Below are 19,822 nucleotides of genomic sequence, written 5' to 3'. Positions count from 1 at the left end.
CTAATAGGCTGATTTAATGACTTGCATTTCCCATTGGCAAGCGCAACATAATACGTGTGCCTTTCCCCGCATGACTGTTAATCGTATAATCAAACGCATCGCCGTAGCAAAGTTTCAAACGTGTTAACACATTTTTCATGCCTACTGAATCGCCCATTGTAACATCCTCGGAAAAGTAATGATGCAGCTCCTCCAATTTTTCTTCGCTCATGCCGCCGCCATTGTCGGCAATAACAAATAATATTCGTCCCTTATCTTGTCCAATTTGAATGGTAATAAAGCCTATTCCGGGACTGCTTTCAATGCCGTGAATGCTGGCATTTTCTACGAATGGCAACAAAGTCATCTTCGGTATTTCGTATTCCAATAAGGATTGTTCAACAGCAATTTGAAACTGAAGCTTATTGTCAAACCGATACTTTTGGATTTCCAAGAAGCTTTCAATCAATTCCAGTTCATCACGTATCGTAACGAAGCTGCGCTTCCACGAAATCGACTTGCGAAATATTTTAGCCATATTATGAATGGTGTTGGCCGTTTCTGATTCTCCCTTCATCAGGCTTCGCATACGGACCGTTTCCAGTGCATTAAACAAAAAATGAGGATTGATTTGGCTGTGCAGCGCATGAAGCTGTGCCTGTCTTTGACGTATTTCCAGCTCTTTTTTTTGAATATCCGCTACATAAACATCATTAATTAAATTTTCTATTCGCTCGCTCATCCGATTAAATTCAACAGCAAGCTCGCCTATCTCATCCCTTTCCCGATTATAGGGGATTCTTCCAATCGTTTTATTCCTCACTGACTTCATGTGCACTAAAATATCTTTTATTCGTGTATGGATGGAACGGGATACCATCATAATGATGAGGGTAGGGACAAGGAAATTTATGATTGCGAACCACAGAATAAATTGGCCTGACTGCCGCACCTCATACAGCATCTTCTTTTCATCCATTACACCATATAACGTCCAGCCTTCCATATAGCGTCTGTCATGATATTGCTTTTGGATGACAATTGGTTTATCCGGCTTATTAATCTCATTGACCGTTAATCCACCGCCTGCTGTTAGTTGGCCGCCCAAATGCCCGTTAACCAGATGGCTGTAGCGAACCTGACCGCTTGGGTCCAAAATATAAATATCACCCTCAAAGCTGGACAATGCTATTAATTGAGCAATGTACTCCATGTTTAGATCAATCTTTATCATATGCTCGTAGGCTTGATAACGCTGATCTGATATTTTCTGGATGACACTGATTTTGTCCGGCGTTACATGTAAAAACGGATACGTATTGTTGTAATATTCCACATGCTGATACCAGTCGCTGGCCAGGATTGCTTCATCAAGTCTGACTATATTGCCAGAGACTAAAATAGTCGGATTGTCACTCATGATTACAGCCGAGCTCAACATTTTATATTCCTTGTCAGAACGATTGAAAATGTTGGAAATCGACGCGAGCGACTCGATATATTGATCGTAGGTTTTATATTCTGTATTCAGATGATGGATGAGCGATTTATCAATGGAATACAAATAGGTAATGCCTGCCGCATCATCAATGGCAACGCCAAGTTCTTTTTTCAACTGCGTAATCGCCAGATCTGCGTCTGCTTTTTTCTGATTTTTAATTTTATTGGTCATGACGTTATAAAACATAATGTTCGTCAGCACAATGGGGATAAATACGCAGACGATATAGATGAAAATCAGCTTGTTTCGCAGCTTCAAATGATGCAGACTAAATTTGAACACCCCGCATAGCCTCCTTATTTTCTGCCAATGATCTTATTGCGATAATCTGTCGGAGTCATCTTTTCCAATTTTTCAAATTGTGTGGCAAAGTAATCTGAATTCGGAAATCCAACCAGCTCTGCGATTTTATACATACGGTTGTTCGTTTGCCGCAGCAGCCGCTTGGCTTCTTCAATGCGCAGTGAAAGCAAATACTCATTAAAATACATGCCATAGCTTTTGCGAAAGAGCTGGCCGAGATAAACAGGATTCATATAAAATTTTGCTGCGATTCCTTTCAGATTTATATTTTCCGTAAAATTAGCATCAATATATTTTTTTATTTTTTCAATGCTGCCCTTTCCTTTTTCACTTCGCTTTGCGGCAATATAGCCAGCCGATTCTTCTATAAAACGCAAGCATATATGCCGAAGCTGATTCAGGTTGCGGTATTTGTTTGGCCAATCCAGCAGTTCATTCAGCAGCAGCAGTTCCTTCTCGTCCCCTTCAAATTGTCTGATGGTGTTTATGACCGCAATAATGCTCCGTCTGATGGTATTGGCGACTGCGTCTGGAGCAAAACGCAATTCCTGAAATTGATTAAAAATAGTATGGATGACAGCCTCATAGCCCTCACGCACATTCTCTTCCATCTCGGTAATCAATTTGCTGTGCAATTCTTCATCTACGTCAAAATAATATAAGGACAGCGGGAGCATCTCGGATGCCATTATAATACCGCGCGAGCCTGCAGCAAAACGGTAATTCAAGCATTGGCCCGCGCTGCTCCCAGATTGGTCAATGCGCTTAAGATGCTCCTCCCTGCTTCCGATGAATAAACTTATCGTAGTTCCCAGCTCTTTCTCCAGCATATCCAGCAGCCATGCATAAGCCGTATTCTCGTTATCGCCCAATTGCATTAGCCATGCTTGTGGGACAATAAGTCCATACTGATTGTTCTCGCGCACATGAACGAGCGGAAGCGTCCCTTCGCGCTGCATATACCGCTGAAGCGCCGTCTGCATGGCCGGTAAATAATCGAATGATCCCGACGTCTGCATATCTTGTATTTCTGCAATTACATACGTATAAGGAGAGGAGGCTGGAAGCTTCAATATATGGGAAATCTGCTGAATAACCTGCTCGTTGGGCTCTGTCTGCAGCAAAGTAGAGATTATGGTCTGAGCAAGCGGTTTTTCTCCTGTATATGACAAAAGCTGCATTTGATTCAGTGTATTTTCCACCTTTTTCAAAGTGGAGCCCAGCTCTTTCTTGTCAACTGGCTTCAAAATATAATCCGACACATTGTAGCGCAAGGCTTGCTGCGCATAAGTGAAATCATGATGGCCGCTAATAATAATAAATAACGGCTGGTGATCCCCCTCCTCCTTCACATGCTTGATCAGTTCGAGACCATCCAGCATAGGCATTCTGATATCAACAATAACCAGATCAGGCTTCAGTCGTTCAATTAGCTTAATCGCTTGCTTCCCGTTCTCTGCTTCTCCGCATATTTCGAATTGCATTGCGGCCCAATTCATTAAATTGATCAGACCCTTTCGCACAAATATTTCGTCATCCACAATGAGCACCTTATACATAGCTGATCCTCCTCCTAATGTGCAGCCGTCCGTTTTATCCTATGATACCATGCTTAAGATACTAGTCCATTGCTTGAGAACACGTGTCTTAAGTTCTCTTTCTCCCGGTATGCATCAAAAGTCCGCTTTCGAGTTCGGCTCCTGTATGTAGACTATGAAAACAATCAAATGCCTCGTTACAAATAATAGATTGCGGTCATATATTGTAGCATATACGAGAAAGGGGGTTTGCATATGTCAAACTTCAATTCATCCTCCTGCTCTTGCGGCAATCATAGAGGTGGTAACCGTACGGGAGGTAGCCGTACAGGCGGCAATCGCACTGGTGGCAATCGCACTGGTGGCAATCGTTCCCGTGGTAACCGCACGGGCGGGGATCGTTCACATGACAATTGCCATGGTCATCGTTCACATGGCCATCGTTCGCATGGTCAACATCACCGCTCGCATGATAACTGCAAACGGGCTGAGCAATTCGATAGAAACTCGGACGACGATTACGAGTAAGCAGCTAAACCATTCACGTACTAAGTACCGACTGTCGCCTTCTTCTGAAGGCGACTCTTTTTGTCTACGCAAAAAAACAGAAAAAAAGAGAGCAAAGAGAACCTTAAACGAGCTTCATCGTCGTTTGAAGGTTCTTCCCCATTCCTTTAAGTCTGCTTATTCATTCTGTATGCACAACGCTGGGCATTAATATACTCGCTTTCAATACTAGTATCATACCATTTCTCCTTAAAAACATAGCCATACGCTTCATCCTGCTGGCACAGAACGTTCAGCGCATCCGTTAGCTGAAGCTCCACCCCTCTTTCGGCATTCAATTGATCAAGAGCGGCAAATATTTTAGATGTCAAAATATATCTGCCCATGACCGCAATATGGGATGGCGGGTTCATTTTGGGTTTCTCGACAATAGAATTAAGTCGATATACCCCGGCTTGAATCTGCTTTCCAGAAATGACCCCATAGTTTTGCAGCAGCTCCCTCTCCACCGACTGCAGTCCGATAACCGGGTGCTTGAACTGCTCGTACAGCTTAATCATTTTGCGCAGCGGAGGGGGTTGCCTCAAGCAAAGCTGATCCGGCAGCAAAACAACAAACGGATCGTCCCCTGCGAATGTTTGTCCCAACTGAACAGCTTGGCCAAGCCCTAGAGCCTGCGGCTGTCTTACATATTGAAAACTGACCTTCGGCGGCTCAATTCCTTGAAGCATATTGCTTTTCTGATGTGTGTTTAAAAACCATTCCAGCTCAATGGAGCGATCAAAATAATCCATAATCTCTGTCTTATTGCGCGAGAGAATAATTAAAATTTCTTTGATCCCGGCATCGATCGCTTCCTGAACAATATAGTCAATGACAGGGCGGCTGTTAATAGGGAACATTTCCTTTGGAATCGCTTTAGTAATCGGCAAGTTGCGCGTCCCGTATCCCGCCGCAGGAATAATCGCTTTAAATACCACTAATATCACCCACTTCCATTGGAATTTCATCCAATATATAGTAACAGCATATTAGCGAAAATCGATTTTGAAGCTTGTCCTCTATGAAAATAAGGCAAATGCGGTAACCCATTTCAATAGACCCCCCCTTGATTTAATAGATGCAGCAGCCGTGACCATTCTTAACAAAAATCAATATTTTAGTAGTAGTAGTAGATTCGAGAGGAGCGATAGGAATGGAAATTTGTGTTGTAGGAGCAGGCTACGTTGGTTTGACAACAGCGGCTGTTCTGGCAGATATGGGTCATACCGTATTTTGTACGGATGTTGATACGGATAAAATTGCGAAGCTGCGGAAAGGGATTATTCCGATTTACGAGCCTGGGCTGGCCGAGCTGATTACGGACAATCAGCAGCGGGGAACGCTTTTTTTTGATACGGACAGCAAAAAGCATATGGCTCATTGTCCTGTCATTATGATTGCAGTTGGGACCCCTTCAGCGAAGGATGGCAGCGCCGATATGAAATATGTAAAGCATGTCATCACCGCTATTGCGGAAACGATTCATACGCACAAAATTATTATTATGAAAAGTACCGTGCCACCCGGCACGGCTGATTGGGTTGAAGAGGAGCTCCAGCAGCACGGGACTCGCCCCGACTTATTTGATATCGTCTCGAACCCTGAATTTCTTAGGGAAGGAACCGCTATCGAGGATACCGTTCACCCTGATCGTATCGTGATTGGCGCTAAGAGAAAAGAACCTGCAATGAAGGTCCAGGAAATGTATGCTTCCCTTCAAACCACGTTTTTGCTAACGAACCGACTAGAGGCCGAGCTGATCAAATACGCATCCAATGCTTTCCTCGCCACTAAAATTTCCTTCATTAATGAAATATCTCGGATTTGCGACGCCTATAAGGCTGACATTACGGAGGTATCGCAGGGCATTGGTCTTGATGAACGGATCGGAGGCAGATTTCTGCAAGCCGGCCTCGGCTACGGCGGCTCGTGCTTTCCTAAAGATGTGAATGCCCTTGATTTTGTGGCGGCCTCTAAAGGCGTTAAGCTTGATCTGCTGCAGGCTGTCAAGAAAATCAATCGTTCACAAATAGACATTTACCTGAATAAAATAACCCATGCTTTAGGCGAAGGGTCCGAAAAACCGCGAATTGCCGTATGGGGGGCAACCTTTAAAGAAAACACAGACGATATTCGCTATTCCCAATCCATCGCTTTAATGAAGAAGCTGACGCACAGAGGATATACGGTATATGCTTACGACCCGCTTGCAACGCCCGAGCTTCCCTCCGTTATTTGGTGCTCCAGTCCTTATGTTGCCGTGGAGCAAGCGGATGTGCTGGTAGTCGCCACAGCTTGGAGCTCCTTTCTGGAAGCCGATTGGCATAAGGTCAAAACGTTAATGAGGCAGCCTGTTATTGTAGACGGACGAAATGTTTTGGACAAAAAAAATCTGGAATTGCAAGGCTTTGCTTACATCGGAGTTGGTCGCCCATGAAAATCCTCGTAACTGGCGCTGCCGGCTTCATCGGATCTCATTTATGCGAATATTTGCTGGCAAGCGGCGAGCATGAAGTGATCGGCGTTGACGCATTCGTTCGTGAAGAATTGCACCTGATTGGCACTAAAAACATGGACAGCTTTCTTCATCACCCGCGATTCAACATGATTACCGCCAATATGCTTCATTTGGACTGGAAAACACTGCTTAACGATGTGGATATCATTTATCATTTGGCTGGCATACCGGGCGTTCGCTCCAGCTGGGGAGCTGATTTCAGCAGCTACGTCGAATCTAACATTCTTGCTACTCAGCAGCTCCTTGAAGCTTGCCGTCAATCATCGATTAAAAAATTTGTATTCGCGTCTACCTCTTCCGTCTATGGAGAGACGACGGGTCAAGTATCTGAGGACACGCCGCTTGCTCCTCTCGCCCCCTACGGTGTCAGCAAGCTGACAGGCGAGCATTTATGCCGAGTTTATAGCAAAAATGTTCCCGTCGTTATTTTACGCTTTTTCACTGTATATGGGCCTCGTCAACGCTCAGATATGGCGTTTCATCGTTTTATTAAACAGCTGCTGGCGAATGATCCGATTACTTTATTTGGCGACGGCTCGCAAACCCGGGATTTCACGTATATCAGTGATTGCGTAGAAGCTATCGCTGCTGTAGCTGACGCCCCCCATGTCGTAGGAGAAACCATTAACATCGGCGGTAAAGAACGGGCAGCTATCATACAGGTTATTCGAGCCCTGGAGACTTTGACTGGAAAAAAACCGGTAATTACCCCTAGCGGCAGCATGCACGGCGAGCCCATGCACACTTGGGCCGATATATCCAAAGCCAAACGGCTATTGCAATACGAGCCCAAAATCAGCTTGGAGGCCGGCTTAGCCAAGGAGCTCGAATATTTTATCGATTTTTATAAATGACAGGAGGCTGTCTCCTTATGAGACTGGCATTCATATGTACGGAAAAGCTCCCTTCTCCCGCTGTGAGAGGGGGAGCCATCCAAATTATGATGGACGGAGTATCTCCCTTTTTATCACAGAACCATCAATTAACGATCTACTCCATTACCGATGCTGCGCTGCCAGACAGGGAGACGCGTGGTGATATTAAATATATCCGCTTTCCTAGAGATAGCTACGTTGAAGATGTTGCGGGTTCATTGAGGGAGCACGCCTATGATGTCGTTCATGTATTTAATCGTCCTAAAAACGTCGTTATTTATAAGGAAGCCTCCCCGACTAGCCGTTTTGTCGTCAGCCTGCATAACGAAATGTTTGAGCCCAACAAAATATCCGATATTGACGCCGAGCTTTGCGTGGAATATGTACACAAAATAACGACGGTAAGCAAATATATTAAATCAACGATTACTAGGCGCGTTCCCGCTGCAGAGGATAAAACCGAACCGATTTTCTCCGGAATTGACCCTAATTCTTACCATCCCATTTGGACCTCCCGCGGCTTGCAATTACGCAATCAAATGCGGGAAAGATATGGCGTCCAGAACAAGAAAGTTATTTTGTTTGTTGGACGGCTCAGCGTCAAGAAAGGACCTCACCTGCTCATTCAGGCAATGGACCGTGTCCTTGATGAGCATCCGGATGCGGTCCTTGTTATTGTCGGCGGCAAATGGTTCAGTGATAACACTATTGATGACTATGGACAATGGTTACTGAAGCTGGCTGAGCCTTATCGCAGCAGAGTCATCTTCACCAAATTCGTTCAAGCTGACGAAATCCAAAATTATTTTTCCATGGGCGACGTATTTGTTTGCAGCTCCCAATGGCAGGAACCGCTAGCTCGTGTGCACTACGAAGCGATGGCCGCCGGAATCCCTGTCATTACAACCGATCGTGGCGGCAATGCCGAAGTCGTTCAACATAAGCGCAATGGCTATATTGTTCGAACCTATACCAGCGCAGACTCATTTGCCGATGCCATTAACTATATGCTTACTTATAGGGATGAAGCCAGGACGATGGCATTCAGAGGCAGGGAAATGGTCGAAGGATTTTTCACATTCAAGCATGTTGCAGATCGTTTAAATAAAATTTACATGGACGCTTACAGAAGCGAGCCTACCCCATTATCAAATCTTACTATAACCAAACTTAAAAGCCGATTCACGCGGCCTCTTCGCAAAAAACTCAAGCGCCGCTCTAGCATCAAACGAACTCAGCAAAGGGGCAGGTAACGATTATGCAAACGATAACTGGACTGATGTCCCAATATCCGCTTCAAGTGAAGAGCATTAAGCTCATCTCGGATAAAGGCAAGAAGGCGACCTGGAGCCTTGCGACAAGCGCGGGAACTAAAATTTTGAAGAAGGCGCCCGTCTCCAAGCAACGGCTCCTCTTCCTCCTTCAAGCGATTAGACATTTGCAGAAAAATGGTGCGCCTATCCCTCGCATGGTAGCTACCACGGATGGAAACGATTATGCGGAGGACAGCAGCGGCAGCTGCTACGTCTTATCAGACGCAGCGGAAGGCGTATCGCCCTCCTATGTAACGGGAGATCTCCTTCTCATTATGAAGGAGCTTGGGAAGTTTCATATGGCTTCCCGAGGTTTTCAATCCGCCTATACAACGGATGAAAGGGAGCATCTTGGAAGCTGGGGGCGGGGCTATGCGAAGCATCTCGATCAATTAGAGCGGTTCAAGGGAATGGCTCTCAGCAGTAGCAATAGCAATAGGATTAGCATTAAAAACATGAAAAGCAGTAAGAGAAGTAGAAGCGGTAAGAGCAGCAGCATTAGAAGTAGTAGTAGCAGCGAATTTGAGAGGCTGTTTCTTCTGCATGTGGACAAATTTATTGACCAAGGAAAAGCTGCCCTGCATTTGATTCAAAGCAGCCCATACACCAACTGGGTTAATAAAGTAGCCGTGCAAAAAAACCTTTGCCATCAGGATTTTGCAGCAGCTAACTTGATTAAGACCCGGCAAGGGCTTGCCATTATCGATATGGATTCCTTAACCTTTGACTTGCCTGCAAGAGATATTCGCAAAATATTCAACAAGGTGATGAAGAAGCATGGATGGAGCTCGGCTAAAGCCATATCCATGCTGCGGGCTTATCGTGAGGTTCATCCTCTAAGCGCGGAGGAATGCAGCGTCATCTATGCGGATCTGTTATTCCCTCATCTTTTCTATGGCTTATCCAGCAAATACTTCAATAAGCGGACGGAATGGAATGCTCCCCAAACGATACAGAAGCTAAAATCATTAATTACGTCTGATCGAGAGCGCCAGCAAATGCTTGCATCGTGGGACAGCATTGTCAAACAGTCGTAAGCAATCTTAAGCAGGCTTAGTCAATTTTAGCCTTAAGCACAAAGCTTCTTTCAGGCTTGCTCTGGCGTTTTCAGGCAAGCCTTAGCTTATAACGAGGCCTCTCTCCTGCAACGTCTTCATACTCCTTTCGATATCCCCCTTCAATCGTTTCATTACCTGCAGCTTTCTTTTACTTTAGCGCAAGCGTTACGGTTGTTCAGCCAATATTACCTTAGTCGAAAGTTTAAGCAATGCACAGGCTTCGGTTTCTCGGAGTACGTCCAATTAGTGCGTATTCGCGAGGCCCAACGGCTGCTGCGTGAGACGGACCTCAAAATTATTGAGGTTGCTGCTTGTGTTGGAATAGATCCAGTGGCGAATTTTCACAAGCTGTTCAAAAGTACGAATGGCTGCTCGCCTCTCCAGTACCGAAAGCGCCAGCGGCGCGGCTAATACTCAACTTAACGGATTAAGTGCTGCCCTTAGATTGGAATGAAACTGGCGGCTAATCGCCTCCGCCTCCTCTTAGCAATTGTCCCTACCTTCCAAGCACGCTCTAAGTTCCTTTAGTTTTTCGTATTCTTCCGTCGCATCTCCAAGTACTGTATCGGATAACGACATCCGGTCTGCTTCTTGGACGAAAGTATTTACAATAGCCCGTTCATCCATGGAGAGGGCGATATCGGCACGTAATACATACGCTCTATATCGAAGCGTTGCCGATGCTTCTTCGGCTTTTGGAAGAACAAGATCCAGCACTTTGGCCGCAGCCGCTGGTTCGTCTTTGGCGTACATCAATCGGTATGAGGTTTCGAACGCGCTTGCAAATTTGGAGGTCTCTTCCACGATTAGCCTTGGGGAGGCATGCTTAGTTCCAATCAACAAGCGGTTACCGGCAGGATCGATGATATGGAATCTGCGATCTTCCATCAGATTGCTCGGTTTAGAAATTCTGGGATATCCCTTGGTGGGGATTTTCCGGTACGCTTTTTTTAAATTTTCGCTGAATTCCTTATACACGGCATCCACGTCAGGAATGTGGACGTAGCACAAGCTATAAGAATTTGCTGGATTCAATTGCTTGAGTACAAAGAAATGCAGTTCCACGATACTGTGGCGGACGCAAGCGTATAGGTTTGGTTTGGCTTGACGATAGGTCACTTCGAAGCCTAGCGCTTGGTAGAAATCCAACTGCTCGTCAATAGATCTGCTGGGTAAAATCGGGATCGCGGTTCCGAAGCGTTTTGTTGACAAGTGATCAACCTCCTGGTTTATAGGACTTATTAACCCAATTACCCCCTTATCGTACAACATTATTGCAAATGCTAATGTTCATTTAGATTTATCCATGTATTATACTGATTTTAGAGAAAAAGCCGTCATATGGTTTAACTATTAATTGCAGGTTGAAAGAAGGGAATCGAGTTGAAAGGTATTGAGATAGCAAAGAAATTGAGGATAAGCACGAGTGCATTAAGGCATTATGAAGCTTGGGGACTTATTCCTAAAGTCGAGAGAATGGCAAATGGGTATCGCAATTATACAAAGGAACATGAGGCTTATTTTCAATGTATACGTGCGATGTACGCTGGTTTTGGAATGAATGTAATTCGAGAGGTTATGCCACGCATCGTAAATGGGGAAAAACTTGATGCTTTATGGATAATTAACAAGGCACAAGTAAACCTTCATGCAGAAAAGGAAACCGTACAAAGAACAGTTGAGATGCTTGATTTAAAAGAGTGGACAGATTTCCCAAAGTACCGTAATAAAAATTCGTTTACGATTGGAGAGGTAGCTAAAGAAGCGAATGTATCTGCTTCCGCAATTCGACATTGGGAAAAGGAAGGGTTAATTAGGCCCGAGCGCCAAAAGGAGAGTGGATTCCGTATATATAGCCCTTCTGATATTCGCAAGGTGCTTATCATCCGAACGGTTCAAAAAGTAGCTTACTCCTTGGATATTGTTCGTGAAGTATTGTCAGGTCTTGATAAAAAAAACATTGCTCAAGTTAAGCAAATTGCCCTCGAGTCTCTTCAATACATTGATAATGCATTGGTGGAACAGATGCGCGGTATCGCTTATTTGCATAATCTTCTTGATGTTGTGTCAAATATGGAAGAACAGTAGGTAAAAATCCTTTTAACGTTATCTGTTTCCTGCTCCAAATCAAAATCAAATGAGGCTGCCCGAAGGCAGCCCCAAAATAATGTCATGTTGTAGGAATTGTCATGTAATGAAAGAAAATCCTCACTTTTTTAAAATTCGCAATATAATGACATGATCTATCGCGAAACTGAATGTGTTGTGATACTCATTGTGAATAAAAAACTGCGAAGCATGAATAAATCTTATTAGAATTGAAAACCATTAAAGCATAGTTCTTACTTCTGGAGGATAACAGCATGAACCAAACGAGCTTTGCCAGTACCCGCTCAGAAACGGATATCCAACCGATTTCACCCGTATTGGAATCTAATTTAAAATGGCTCGAAACTCATTTTGAATACTGCGAAGACTTGTCCGTCTTTCAGTGGCACTTTGGACCAGAGCTCCAATCCACAGCATTTTCCGTTTATTTCGATTCGTTATTTGAAAATAAAGCATTAAATTATATGAAAGCATCGCTTCAGGACCTTGTCCCCCACGAAGTAGGCCCTGCCATTTCTGTCACTCCTGAAGATGTAATTCGCTTTTTCAGCAACCACGGTGTTTCCTCGCAATCCTCCAAGCTTGTAAACGATTTAATAGAAGCTAGTGATGATATTGTTACAGGGCATCTTGTTATCTTCTTTAATGGCTGGAATCAAGCTTTGTCTTACAAAGTTGCTTCACTAACAACCAGGCAAGTAAGCGAACCGAGTGCAGAATCCGTAGTTCATGGTCCACGTGAGAGTACAGTTGAAAATTTGCAAAAGAATATCGGTATGTTAAGGCAGCGGTTAAAAACCCCTAATTTTAAATTAGAAAAGTTCACGCTTGGGGTAGAAACCAAAACTGAAGTCAATATCGCTTATTTGATAAATGCAGTTAACTTGGATGTCTTAGCTGAGTTAAAAGAGCGAATTTCGAGAATGAAGAAAATTAATGTTCTTGACACCTCTTTTATTGAAGAGTGGATTGAGGATTCGACTTATTCCCCATTCCCTCAATACCGCTATACAGAACGGCCGGATACCGCTACTGCAGCTTTGTTGGATGGTAAAATCATCGTGCTCGTCGAAGGCACAGGTTCGATTTTACTATGTCCGGGACTTTTTACAGAAATGTATCAATCCTCGGAAGACTTTTACCAAAGAAGTATAATTGCCTCCTTAGTTCGCATAATGAGGATAATTGCATTTTTTATTGCTTTAAGCTTGCCCAGCATATATATTGCTTTAACGACTTTTCATCCAGAATTGATTCCTACCGTCCTTTTACTTGCCCTTATGAATGCGCGTGAGGGCATTCCTTTCCCTGCATTTTATGAAGCCGCGATAATGGAATTCTTCTTTGAACTTCTTCGGGAAGCTGGAGCGCGATTGCCAAGACAGATTGGCTCCACTATAAGTATTGTTGGCGCTCTCGTTATTGGTGAAGCAGCCATATCTGCAGGTATTGCCTCTCCATCGATGGTCGTGGTCGTTTCCTTAACCGGAATTGCTTCATTTGCCATTCCTCAATATAACATGGCTACTGCTTTAAGAATTATAAAGATTCCGCTCATGATTTTAAGCACATTCCTGGGTGGATTCGGTCTGATGATAGGTTTTCTCTGGATCTTGCTGCATTTAACAAGTCTCAGATCCCTTGGGCAGCCGTATCTAACCCCTCTAGCTCCTCTTCAACCTAAGCAATTACTGGATACACTCATTCGTGCGCCGTTAAAAATTTTACTGCGTTCACCACGCAATAAGTTATTCGGATCTAAAAAATAAAAGGCATTTTTTTGAGAGAAGGCTCTTTTATGCGAAAAACGGCATTTGCCGCCTGTATGATGGTCTGCTTACTATTGCTGCCGGGTTGCTGGGACAAGACAGAACTTACGGATCGGTCCTTAATCCTAGGCCTTGCCATCGACAAGGCCGATAAAGGAATGATTGAGCTTACTGTGCAAATATACAAGCCGGGACTTTCCGGCGGTTCACAAGGAAAGCAAAGCGGAGATGTTTCTTATATCAATGTGCAAACTAAGAGTAATACGATGTTTGATGGGATTCGTGATATTATCCTTCAAATTGGACGCAAAGCACAATGGAGCCATTTGCGGACTATCATTGTAGAAGATCAGTTAGTACAACTATATCCTATCGGTGAGGTTTTGGATTTCTTTTACCGGGATCATGAGGCTAGACTTAGTTCTTCGTTTTTTATTGCCCACGGGAAAGCATCGCAATATTTAAAAATGAAGCCTTTAATCGAAAAAACAGTAAGTCAACAATTGTGGCAAGTTACAAAAAAATCCGATCAGCACAATTACAAAACGACCAACACTTCGTTACTTGAACTATTCATCGGTCTACGCAGCCAGACGGGGATTTCGTTAGCTCCTTACATCACTAAAGGCGGAGATAAAGGAGAGCATCTGGTGGCCACCGGAATGGCAGTCTTACAAAAGGGAAAATGGAAGGGAATCGTTTCTCCTCAAGATTCGCAAATGATACATATGTTAAATAATAAGTTCAAGAGTGGAATTATCCGCGTGCCGTGCGAAACTCAAAACGATTCGAGCGATGCAAGCAATAATTCTCTGGAAATATTATCTTTCCACTCCAAACTAAAACCACAAATTGAAGGTGAAGCAGTCAAGCTTCAAGTAGTCGTTCAGTTGTCAGGAGCTATTGGAGAGATGAGGTGCATGACATTAAAAACACCGGAAGATGAAAAAAAAATTACCGAAGCCGTGGCTCGGACAGTTGAACAAGCTTTAAGAAAAACTTTCAATCGAATGAAAAAAAAGGAATTAGACCTAATTGGTTTAGGAGATCGGATATATCGTAAAGATCCAGCCCTATGGAAACGGTGGAAGAAGAATTGGGGAGAGCGTTTCGCTCATACTCAAATCGACATTAAAGTAAAAGTTGAAATAAAGAATAGCGGAACTGCAATACCAAAACCGCTTTCCATAGACCAGCAGTGAGGGAGCAAGAACGGATGGCTGAAAAAATGATTGTTGTGATTTCGAGTTATTTGTTAATGACGTTCTATAATCTTTCCAAAATAAAGAATATGGTGCTGCGCGACAAGGTCGCATATGGCGTGATCGTTTTTGTCTCTATTTATCTTTGTGTTGAGTATGTTGGAGGGTTTGGAATGCCGTTTCTTCATGACATCGCATCATGGCTGTATAAAGATTGGGCTCATCATATTGTTGAGTATTTAGACTAAGATTCAGAAAAGGAGCAGCATAATCTTTATGAATAAACAAACCATTAGTCAAGATCAATTGATCGTATTGTTTTTTGTTTATTTGACTGGCTCAGTTATTGTAAACCTTCCCGGTCCGTTAATTGGATTCGCCCATAACGGTGTGTGGATATCTCTGCTGATCTCCGGCACGGTTGCCATGATTCAATTGCTGCTTGTTCTTTACTTGGATAAGGAATATCCCGGAAAATCATTTAGTGAATACAGTCAAGCTGTTTTGGGAACCTGGCCCACCATTGTGATTGTGATCCCGTTTATTTCGCTCTTATTTGAAATGAGTACTGATATCGTACATGAAGTAGGTAAATATGTTAACAGTTCTTTAATGAGGCAAACTCCTCAGTACATATTTGATATCTTTATCTTCACCACAGTGGCCATAACAGTACGAGCAGGAATTGAAGTCATGAGTAGAATGTTTACCATTCTCATCTTTATCATGATGCTGTTCATCGTCTTGACTTTGTTGTTTTCTATTCCTAATTATCACACAGAATTTCTTTTTCCTATTCTTCCTGACGGAATAAAACCTGTATTACATGGCGCCTACCTTTCATATGGTTTCACCCACGCAGAACCGGTTTTACTCGCCCTACTCCTGCCTTTTGTTCGTCAGCCGACCCGGAATTTACATAAAAAACTGGTTATTGTGTTTGGCATCAGCATCATCCTATTGATTGCGGTCGCTATAGCAACCATTCTTGTTTTCGGACCCTTGGCCGGGGAAAGAAAGTATTCGATGGTAGAGGTTGCACGAATGATTGATCTACAACCTATTCAACGGGTCGAATTCATTGTTGGGATAGCTTTAATCGTAGGTTCCTACATGAAGGCTTGCATTATAATTTTCATATTAAATCATTTAGTTGTACGTATATGTAAATTAAAGGATGAGAACGTGTTTATATTACCTTTGACTTTTATCAATATGATAAGTGCTTTTCTTTTACAAAGAAGCGAAGCAAAATTGACCGAGCACATCACGGTGATTCTTCCAATTTGGAAGTTGACCGGATTTACAATTCCTTTGTTGCTCGTGGTTGCCATTCATCTGCTGAAGAAAATGCTTGGCTTTCAAAAGACGCCAACCAAATGAGAGGATCAGCATTTCTTGGCAATAGAACCTATATCTCATTAAATTTGAATTGCTTTTTCCAATTCAAGTTGCGGTTTTAATAAAAATTCCCCCTACAGAAGTAGGAGGAATTTAGCCTCGGGGAATGCCGAGAGGCTATTTAAATAAGCGGAGAATATCTTCATCTTTTGCACGATTCATTTCATCCAGAGATATCCTAGCCCTACGCCGTTCACGGCTCCGTTCCCCATTGGAGAGCACCTGCGATGTAGCCGGTCGTTTTGCTCCAATCGGCGTAAGCCGTATGGGTCGGGTCGAAGGAGTAATCCCCCGTCTGCGAGTAATTCGACCAATCGGACTTGGACACGCGCAGCTGAATCTCAATGCTGGCTCCCGCAGCCAAGCTTCCGGCTCCGCTCGTAAAGCCGATCTCCAGATAGTGGTCGGCCCCGGTCAGGGGAGTCGCCAGCTTGACGAAGGTGCCCGTTACATTGCTGCTGTCAACATGCGACCAGTCACAGAAAAAGTTCTGAGCGATCTCCCCATCAATCGTGTAATAATATCGCAGCAACACGTCGGACATATTAATGGCGGAAGTGCCGGTGTTCGTCAGCTTGATCCGCGGGTTCAGCGTATTGCTAGTTGCTGTAACGGTGGAATTATACTGCTGCACCTTGATGGCCCCGCTGCCGCTGGAGGTGGTATTTATCACGGATACCGTTAGAGCCGCATTCGCTCCCGCGCTGAAGTTGAACGTCAGCGTCGTTGTTCCCACCGGCTGGGCGGCCAGATAAGCCTTCTGAATCGTCACCGTCGTGCCCGATACAGTGTAGTCCGTACCGGCAACCAGGGTAGCTGTGCCATTCTTAATATTAGCAAGCGTGTTGCCGTTCAACGTCAGCGTCACTGGAATATTCGCCTGTATGGCGGTATTCTTGTCAAAGCTAGCGGTCGTCGGGCTGATGGCCGAGTTGCTAACCGACGAATCACTCACTGCGATGGATAGCGAAGCAGAGGAACCAGCGTTAAACAGAAAAGTGAGATTCGTCGTTCCTACGGCTTGCTGAGCGAGATAGTTTTTTTGCAGAGTGACCGTGCTGCCTGAAACGATGTAGTCCGTGCCCGCAACGAGGGACGCCGTACCGTTCTTAATGCTGGTGAGCGTATTGCCGTTCAGCGTCAGCGTCACCGGGATGTTCGCCTGCATGGCGGTATTTTTGTCAAAGGCAGCGGTCGTTGGACTGATAACCGAGCTGCTGCCGCTTCCCGTTGCGAATGCAGCAACAAACACCAGCCCCGAATTCCAATAGACGGTATGCTCGTTTGTCGTCCACTCTTGGAAGTTATCGTGATAGTTTTTCGCTGCAAATCTCGAAATCTGATTCCCTACCGTCTCATCGTTGGAGTATCTATTCGGTCCTCCGACCAAATACCCCTTCGGCACCCCCGGCAAGCCATCTGTTCTGAACATAATGCTGAATGGATACTTAACGCTGTTATCGCCATACCCCGATACGAAAGATACGCCTACCGGATTCTGGCCAAGGATCCAGCCTAACTGGCTATAAGTAATATCATTAATAATCGCGCGGTTGGTCTCGAAGGTTCCCAGCAATTTGGTGCCAATGATCATTTCCATCGGCGTATCAGCATACTGCATTGTGATTCCCCAATAATAGTTGCCGTCTTTTACGATACTTTTCCAGGCGCTTTCGTTGTATCTGTTCACTTTATCATTGAACCATTGCTGGAATTTGGTCGTATACCAGCTTACGACTCCAGCATTTTTATTAGCAGCCTTCATATAGCTGAAGAAGCCCGTATTCCACGTATTTTCCCAACCGCTGGCGAAATCAAGGGGATGCTCGAAAAACTGCCCCATTTCCGTGTAGTTTGCAACAAAATAATCGTTGTATTTGGCAACTTCGGTCGACCTATACAGGGAGCCTGCAGCCCAAAGTCGGTTAGCCGAGTCGTCCGTCACATCGTAAGGCCATCTGCCTGTGTTAGGCGTTTTGATCAGCTCCGGGTGCGCCTCCAAATACCCCCATGCCGCTACTGCCGCATCTAAACATTGCTGAGCAAAAGTCGGATCGATATTTTGATAAATCAGATAGGCATGTGCCAATGCGCCGGCCGCAGTAGCCGTATCTGAGGTCGTTTTGATATTTGTCCGTGGACTTACCGTATCTTTATCAATAATTTCTCGGTTCAGTAAATTGTCATCATCTTGATAAGTTACACGCGCATAAAAACCGCCGCTTGCTGCATCCTGCATTTTGAGCATCCATTCCAGTTCCCACCGTGCCTCATCCAAAATATCAGGAATGCCGTTTCCGCTCTCCGGAATATTAAATTGGCTGTCGGTAAATTTCTCCGGCATGATTTCATAGGCCCAGAACAGATCGGACAATGCTTTGGCTCCAGCGTTTACGTACTTGCCTTTATCGCCCGCATCATACCAGCCCTTGGAAACATCTTTCTTGATGGAAGGGTTGGACATTAGAGGGACCGCGGTGTCTGGCGTAAAGTCCGTTCTCTGATAATTTTGAGTGTACGGGCTGGTAATATTAATGCCTGTCCGCTGGTAATAAAAATATCTGGATACGTCAACTAGAAACGGCCCATAAATATCATTCGGATTGCCAATGGAGAATTCAGGAGAATTCTGAAGTCCCTGCAGCGCCACATAATATTTTCCCGGTACCGTTAAATTAGTAAAGTCAGCCGTGAAAATTCGCTCTCCACTGTCTATGGCATCATAGTTTTCGGTGAGGACAAGCGTTCCGGAGTAGGCTGTGGAATGATTGCCCGCGTTAATAACGCTAAATGGAGTCCCCTCATCGACCGTGAGAACATCCTCAAACCCTGTCACAAGCGCCTGCTTTACGCCATTTACAGGATACCCCACTTGATTGACCTTAATAGGTGCATACTCTTTCTCCTTATCGGGAGACGTAACCCTAATATCATTGAGCCACACCTTTAAAGGTTGAAAACCATTGTTCTTGATAGATAACGTATCTATCGAAGAAGGGTCAATTCCTTGCGAGACCTGGATGAGATCCTTTAACGGTATCTTCACATGGGTCCAGTTCGTCGTAATGCTGGCATAGCTGCTAATGTTTACTGTAGTGGTAATTTCTTCGCCAGCAGCCCTTTCGAATACTCTGTCTTTAAAGCCAAGGAGGAAGGACTCTCCGCCTGCATTCCCCTTGATATTGAACTCAAGAAAACCGTTTGCATAATAAGGCGTAAAATTATACGCTTTCCACCCGGCAACCGCGACCAGCGCGTTGAACCAGGACGGACTGGTGGGCGTCTTCGTATTTAATAATAAGGAAGGCAATCCATTGTACGTAACTGTCCAATCAATCGGCAGCTTGCTATTTTCCGTTTCCAAGCCGAATCCGCTATCTCCTGCCCAGCCGTCCGTTGTATTGCTGAATATTTGGTAATCCAGCAAGTTTCTCCACCCTGCAGGCGCTTCGGGGGTAGCGGCGTTCGTCTCGATTGGATTGGAAAATAAGATGGTAACGAACATCGTAAACGCAAGGATTAAACTGACTTTTTTCCTCATTAACTCTCCTCCTTTAAATTTGTGAAAATTTGCTCCCATTGAATCGAAACCGAATTCGCTGCGACTTCTTATCGGTATCTGCGCACCATCACCTCTTTTTCATGAAAACGCTTTCTAATGAAATTATTTTAATTCCTGAAGAGACCCCGGTATATAGAAGAAATAA

The 19,822-nt window shown here is 44.3% G+C and carries 16 protein-coding genes; 11 read left to right on the top strand and 5 right to left on the bottom strand.

Annotated features, from left to right (window positions below; genetic code table 11):
- Positions 1-13: 13 nt before the first annotated feature.
- Together ASF12_RS09840 and ASF12_RS09835 are read right to left on the bottom strand one after the other, a co-directional pair.
- Entirely contained in the window at positions 14-1,762 is a 1,749-nt protein-coding gene (locus tag ASF12_RS09840) for a sensor histidine kinase (protein WP_056033349.1), read from the bottom strand.
- Positions 1,763-1,776: 14 nt separating this feature from the next.
- On the bottom strand, positions 1,777-3,342 hold the full coding sequence (locus ASF12_RS09835) for a response regulator transcription factor (protein WP_056033346.1): 1,566 nt from the start codon (positions 3,340-3,342) through the stop codon (positions 1,777-1,779).
- A 325-nt stretch (positions 3,343-3,667) separates the two neighbouring features.
- On the opposite strand from ASF12_RS09835, the gene ASF12_RS34365 reads away from it, so the two are divergent.
- On the top strand, positions 3,668-4,039 hold the full coding sequence (locus ASF12_RS34365) for a hypothetical protein (protein WP_155973000.1): 372 nt from the start codon (positions 3,668-3,670) through the stop codon (positions 4,037-4,039).
- Here the strand turns inward: ASF12_RS34365 and ASF12_RS09830 are convergent.
- A complete protein-coding gene (locus tag ASF12_RS09830) occupies positions 3,996-4,808 on the bottom strand; it encodes a UTP--glucose-1-phosphate uridylyltransferase (protein WP_056033343.1) in 813 nt (270 codons plus the stop codon). The genes ASF12_RS34365 and ASF12_RS09830 overlap by 44 nt on opposite strands.
- A 215-nt stretch (positions 4,809-5,023) precedes the next feature.
- Here ASF12_RS09830 and ASF12_RS09825 point away from each other — a divergent pair, with 215 nt between their 5' ends.
- The 5 genes from ASF12_RS09825 to ASF12_RS33595 all read left to right on the top strand — a co-directional run bounded on the left by ASF12_RS09825 (position 5,024) and on the right by ASF12_RS33595 (position 10,045).
- A complete protein-coding gene (locus ASF12_RS09825) occupies positions 5,024-6,307 on the top strand; it encodes a UDP-glucose dehydrogenase family protein (protein ID WP_056033340.1) in 1,284 nt (427 codons plus the stop codon).
- A complete protein-coding gene (locus ASF12_RS09820; RefSeq protein WP_056033338.1) occupies positions 6,304-7,242 on the top strand; it encodes an NAD-dependent epimerase/dehydratase family protein in 939 nt (312 codons plus the stop codon). Before ASF12_RS09825 ends, ASF12_RS09820 begins: the two co-directional genes overlap by 4 nt.
- Before the next feature lie 17 nt (positions 7,243-7,259).
- Complete coding sequence (locus ASF12_RS09815) at positions 7,260-8,516, top strand: glycosyltransferase family 4 protein (RefSeq protein ID WP_063892530.1); 1,257 nt, start codon at positions 7,260-7,262, stop codon at positions 8,514-8,516.
- Positions 8,517-8,521: 5 nt separating this feature from the next.
- Positions 8,522-9,613 (top strand): phosphotransferase, encoded by a 1,092-nt coding sequence (locus ASF12_RS09810; protein ID WP_056033336.1) that lies wholly within the window; start codon positions 8,522-8,524, stop codon positions 9,611-9,613.
- A gap of 192 nt (positions 9,614-9,805) precedes the next feature.
- On the top strand, positions 9,806-10,045 hold the full coding sequence (locus ASF12_RS33595; protein WP_162241887.1) for a helix-turn-helix domain-containing protein: 240 nt from the start codon (positions 9,806-9,808) through the stop codon (positions 10,043-10,045).
- 72 nt (positions 10,046-10,117) lie between these two features.
- Here the strand turns inward: ASF12_RS33595 and ASF12_RS09805 are convergent, their stop codons facing one another.
- Positions 10,118-10,846, bottom strand: a complete 729-nt coding sequence (locus tag ASF12_RS09805) for a bleomycin resistance protein (protein WP_056033333.1) — start codon at positions 10,844-10,846, stop codon at positions 10,118-10,120.
- Positions 10,847-11,017: 171 nt separating this feature from the next.
- Here ASF12_RS09805 and ASF12_RS09800 point away from each other — a divergent pair, with 171 nt between their 5' ends.
- The 5 genes from ASF12_RS09800 (at position 11,018) to ASF12_RS09780 (ending at position 16,097) form a co-directional block, all read left to right on the top strand.
- On the top strand, positions 11,018-11,722 hold the full coding sequence (locus ASF12_RS09800; RefSeq protein ID WP_056033330.1) for a MerR family transcriptional regulator: 705 nt from the start codon (positions 11,018-11,020) through the stop codon (positions 11,720-11,722).
- A gap of 275 nt (positions 11,723-11,997) precedes the next feature.
- Complete coding sequence (locus tag ASF12_RS09795) at positions 11,998-13,512, top strand: spore germination protein (protein ID WP_056033327.1); 1,515 nt, start codon at positions 11,998-12,000, stop codon at positions 13,510-13,512.
- 29 nt (positions 13,513-13,541) lie between these two features.
- Positions 13,542-14,714, top strand: coding sequence for a Ger(x)C family spore germination protein (locus ASF12_RS09790; RefSeq protein ID WP_056033325.1), 1,173 nt, complete (start codon positions 13,542-13,544; stop codon positions 14,712-14,714).
- A gap of 14 nt (positions 14,715-14,728) precedes the next feature.
- Positions 14,729-14,962: a hypothetical protein gene (locus ASF12_RS09785; protein ID WP_056033322.1), complete on the top strand. Its 234-nt coding sequence runs from the start codon at positions 14,729-14,731 to the stop codon at positions 14,960-14,962.
- Positions 14,963-14,990: 28 nt separating this feature from the next.
- On the top strand, positions 14,991-16,097 hold the full coding sequence (locus tag ASF12_RS09780) for a GerAB/ArcD/ProY family transporter (RefSeq protein WP_056033320.1): 1,107 nt from the start codon (positions 14,991-14,993) through the stop codon (positions 16,095-16,097).
- 211 nt (positions 16,098-16,308) lie between these two features.
- Here ASF12_RS09780 and ASF12_RS09775 read toward each other — a convergent pair whose 3' ends face one another.
- Positions 16,309-19,656 (bottom strand): glycoside hydrolase family 9 protein, encoded by a 3,348-nt coding sequence (locus ASF12_RS09775; RefSeq protein ID WP_056033317.1) that lies wholly within the window; start codon positions 19,654-19,656, stop codon positions 16,309-16,311.
- Between the last annotated feature and the right edge of the window lie 166 nt (positions 19,657-19,822).

Origin of the sequence: Paenibacillus sp. Leaf72, assembly GCF_001422685.1 — a bacterium.
Classification (GTDB): domain Bacteria; phylum Bacillota; class Bacilli; order Paenibacillales; family Paenibacillaceae; genus Pristimantibacillus.
The sequence above is the reverse complement of the archived record's forward strand: the minus strand, read 5'-3'. Positions and strand labels throughout refer to the sequence as shown.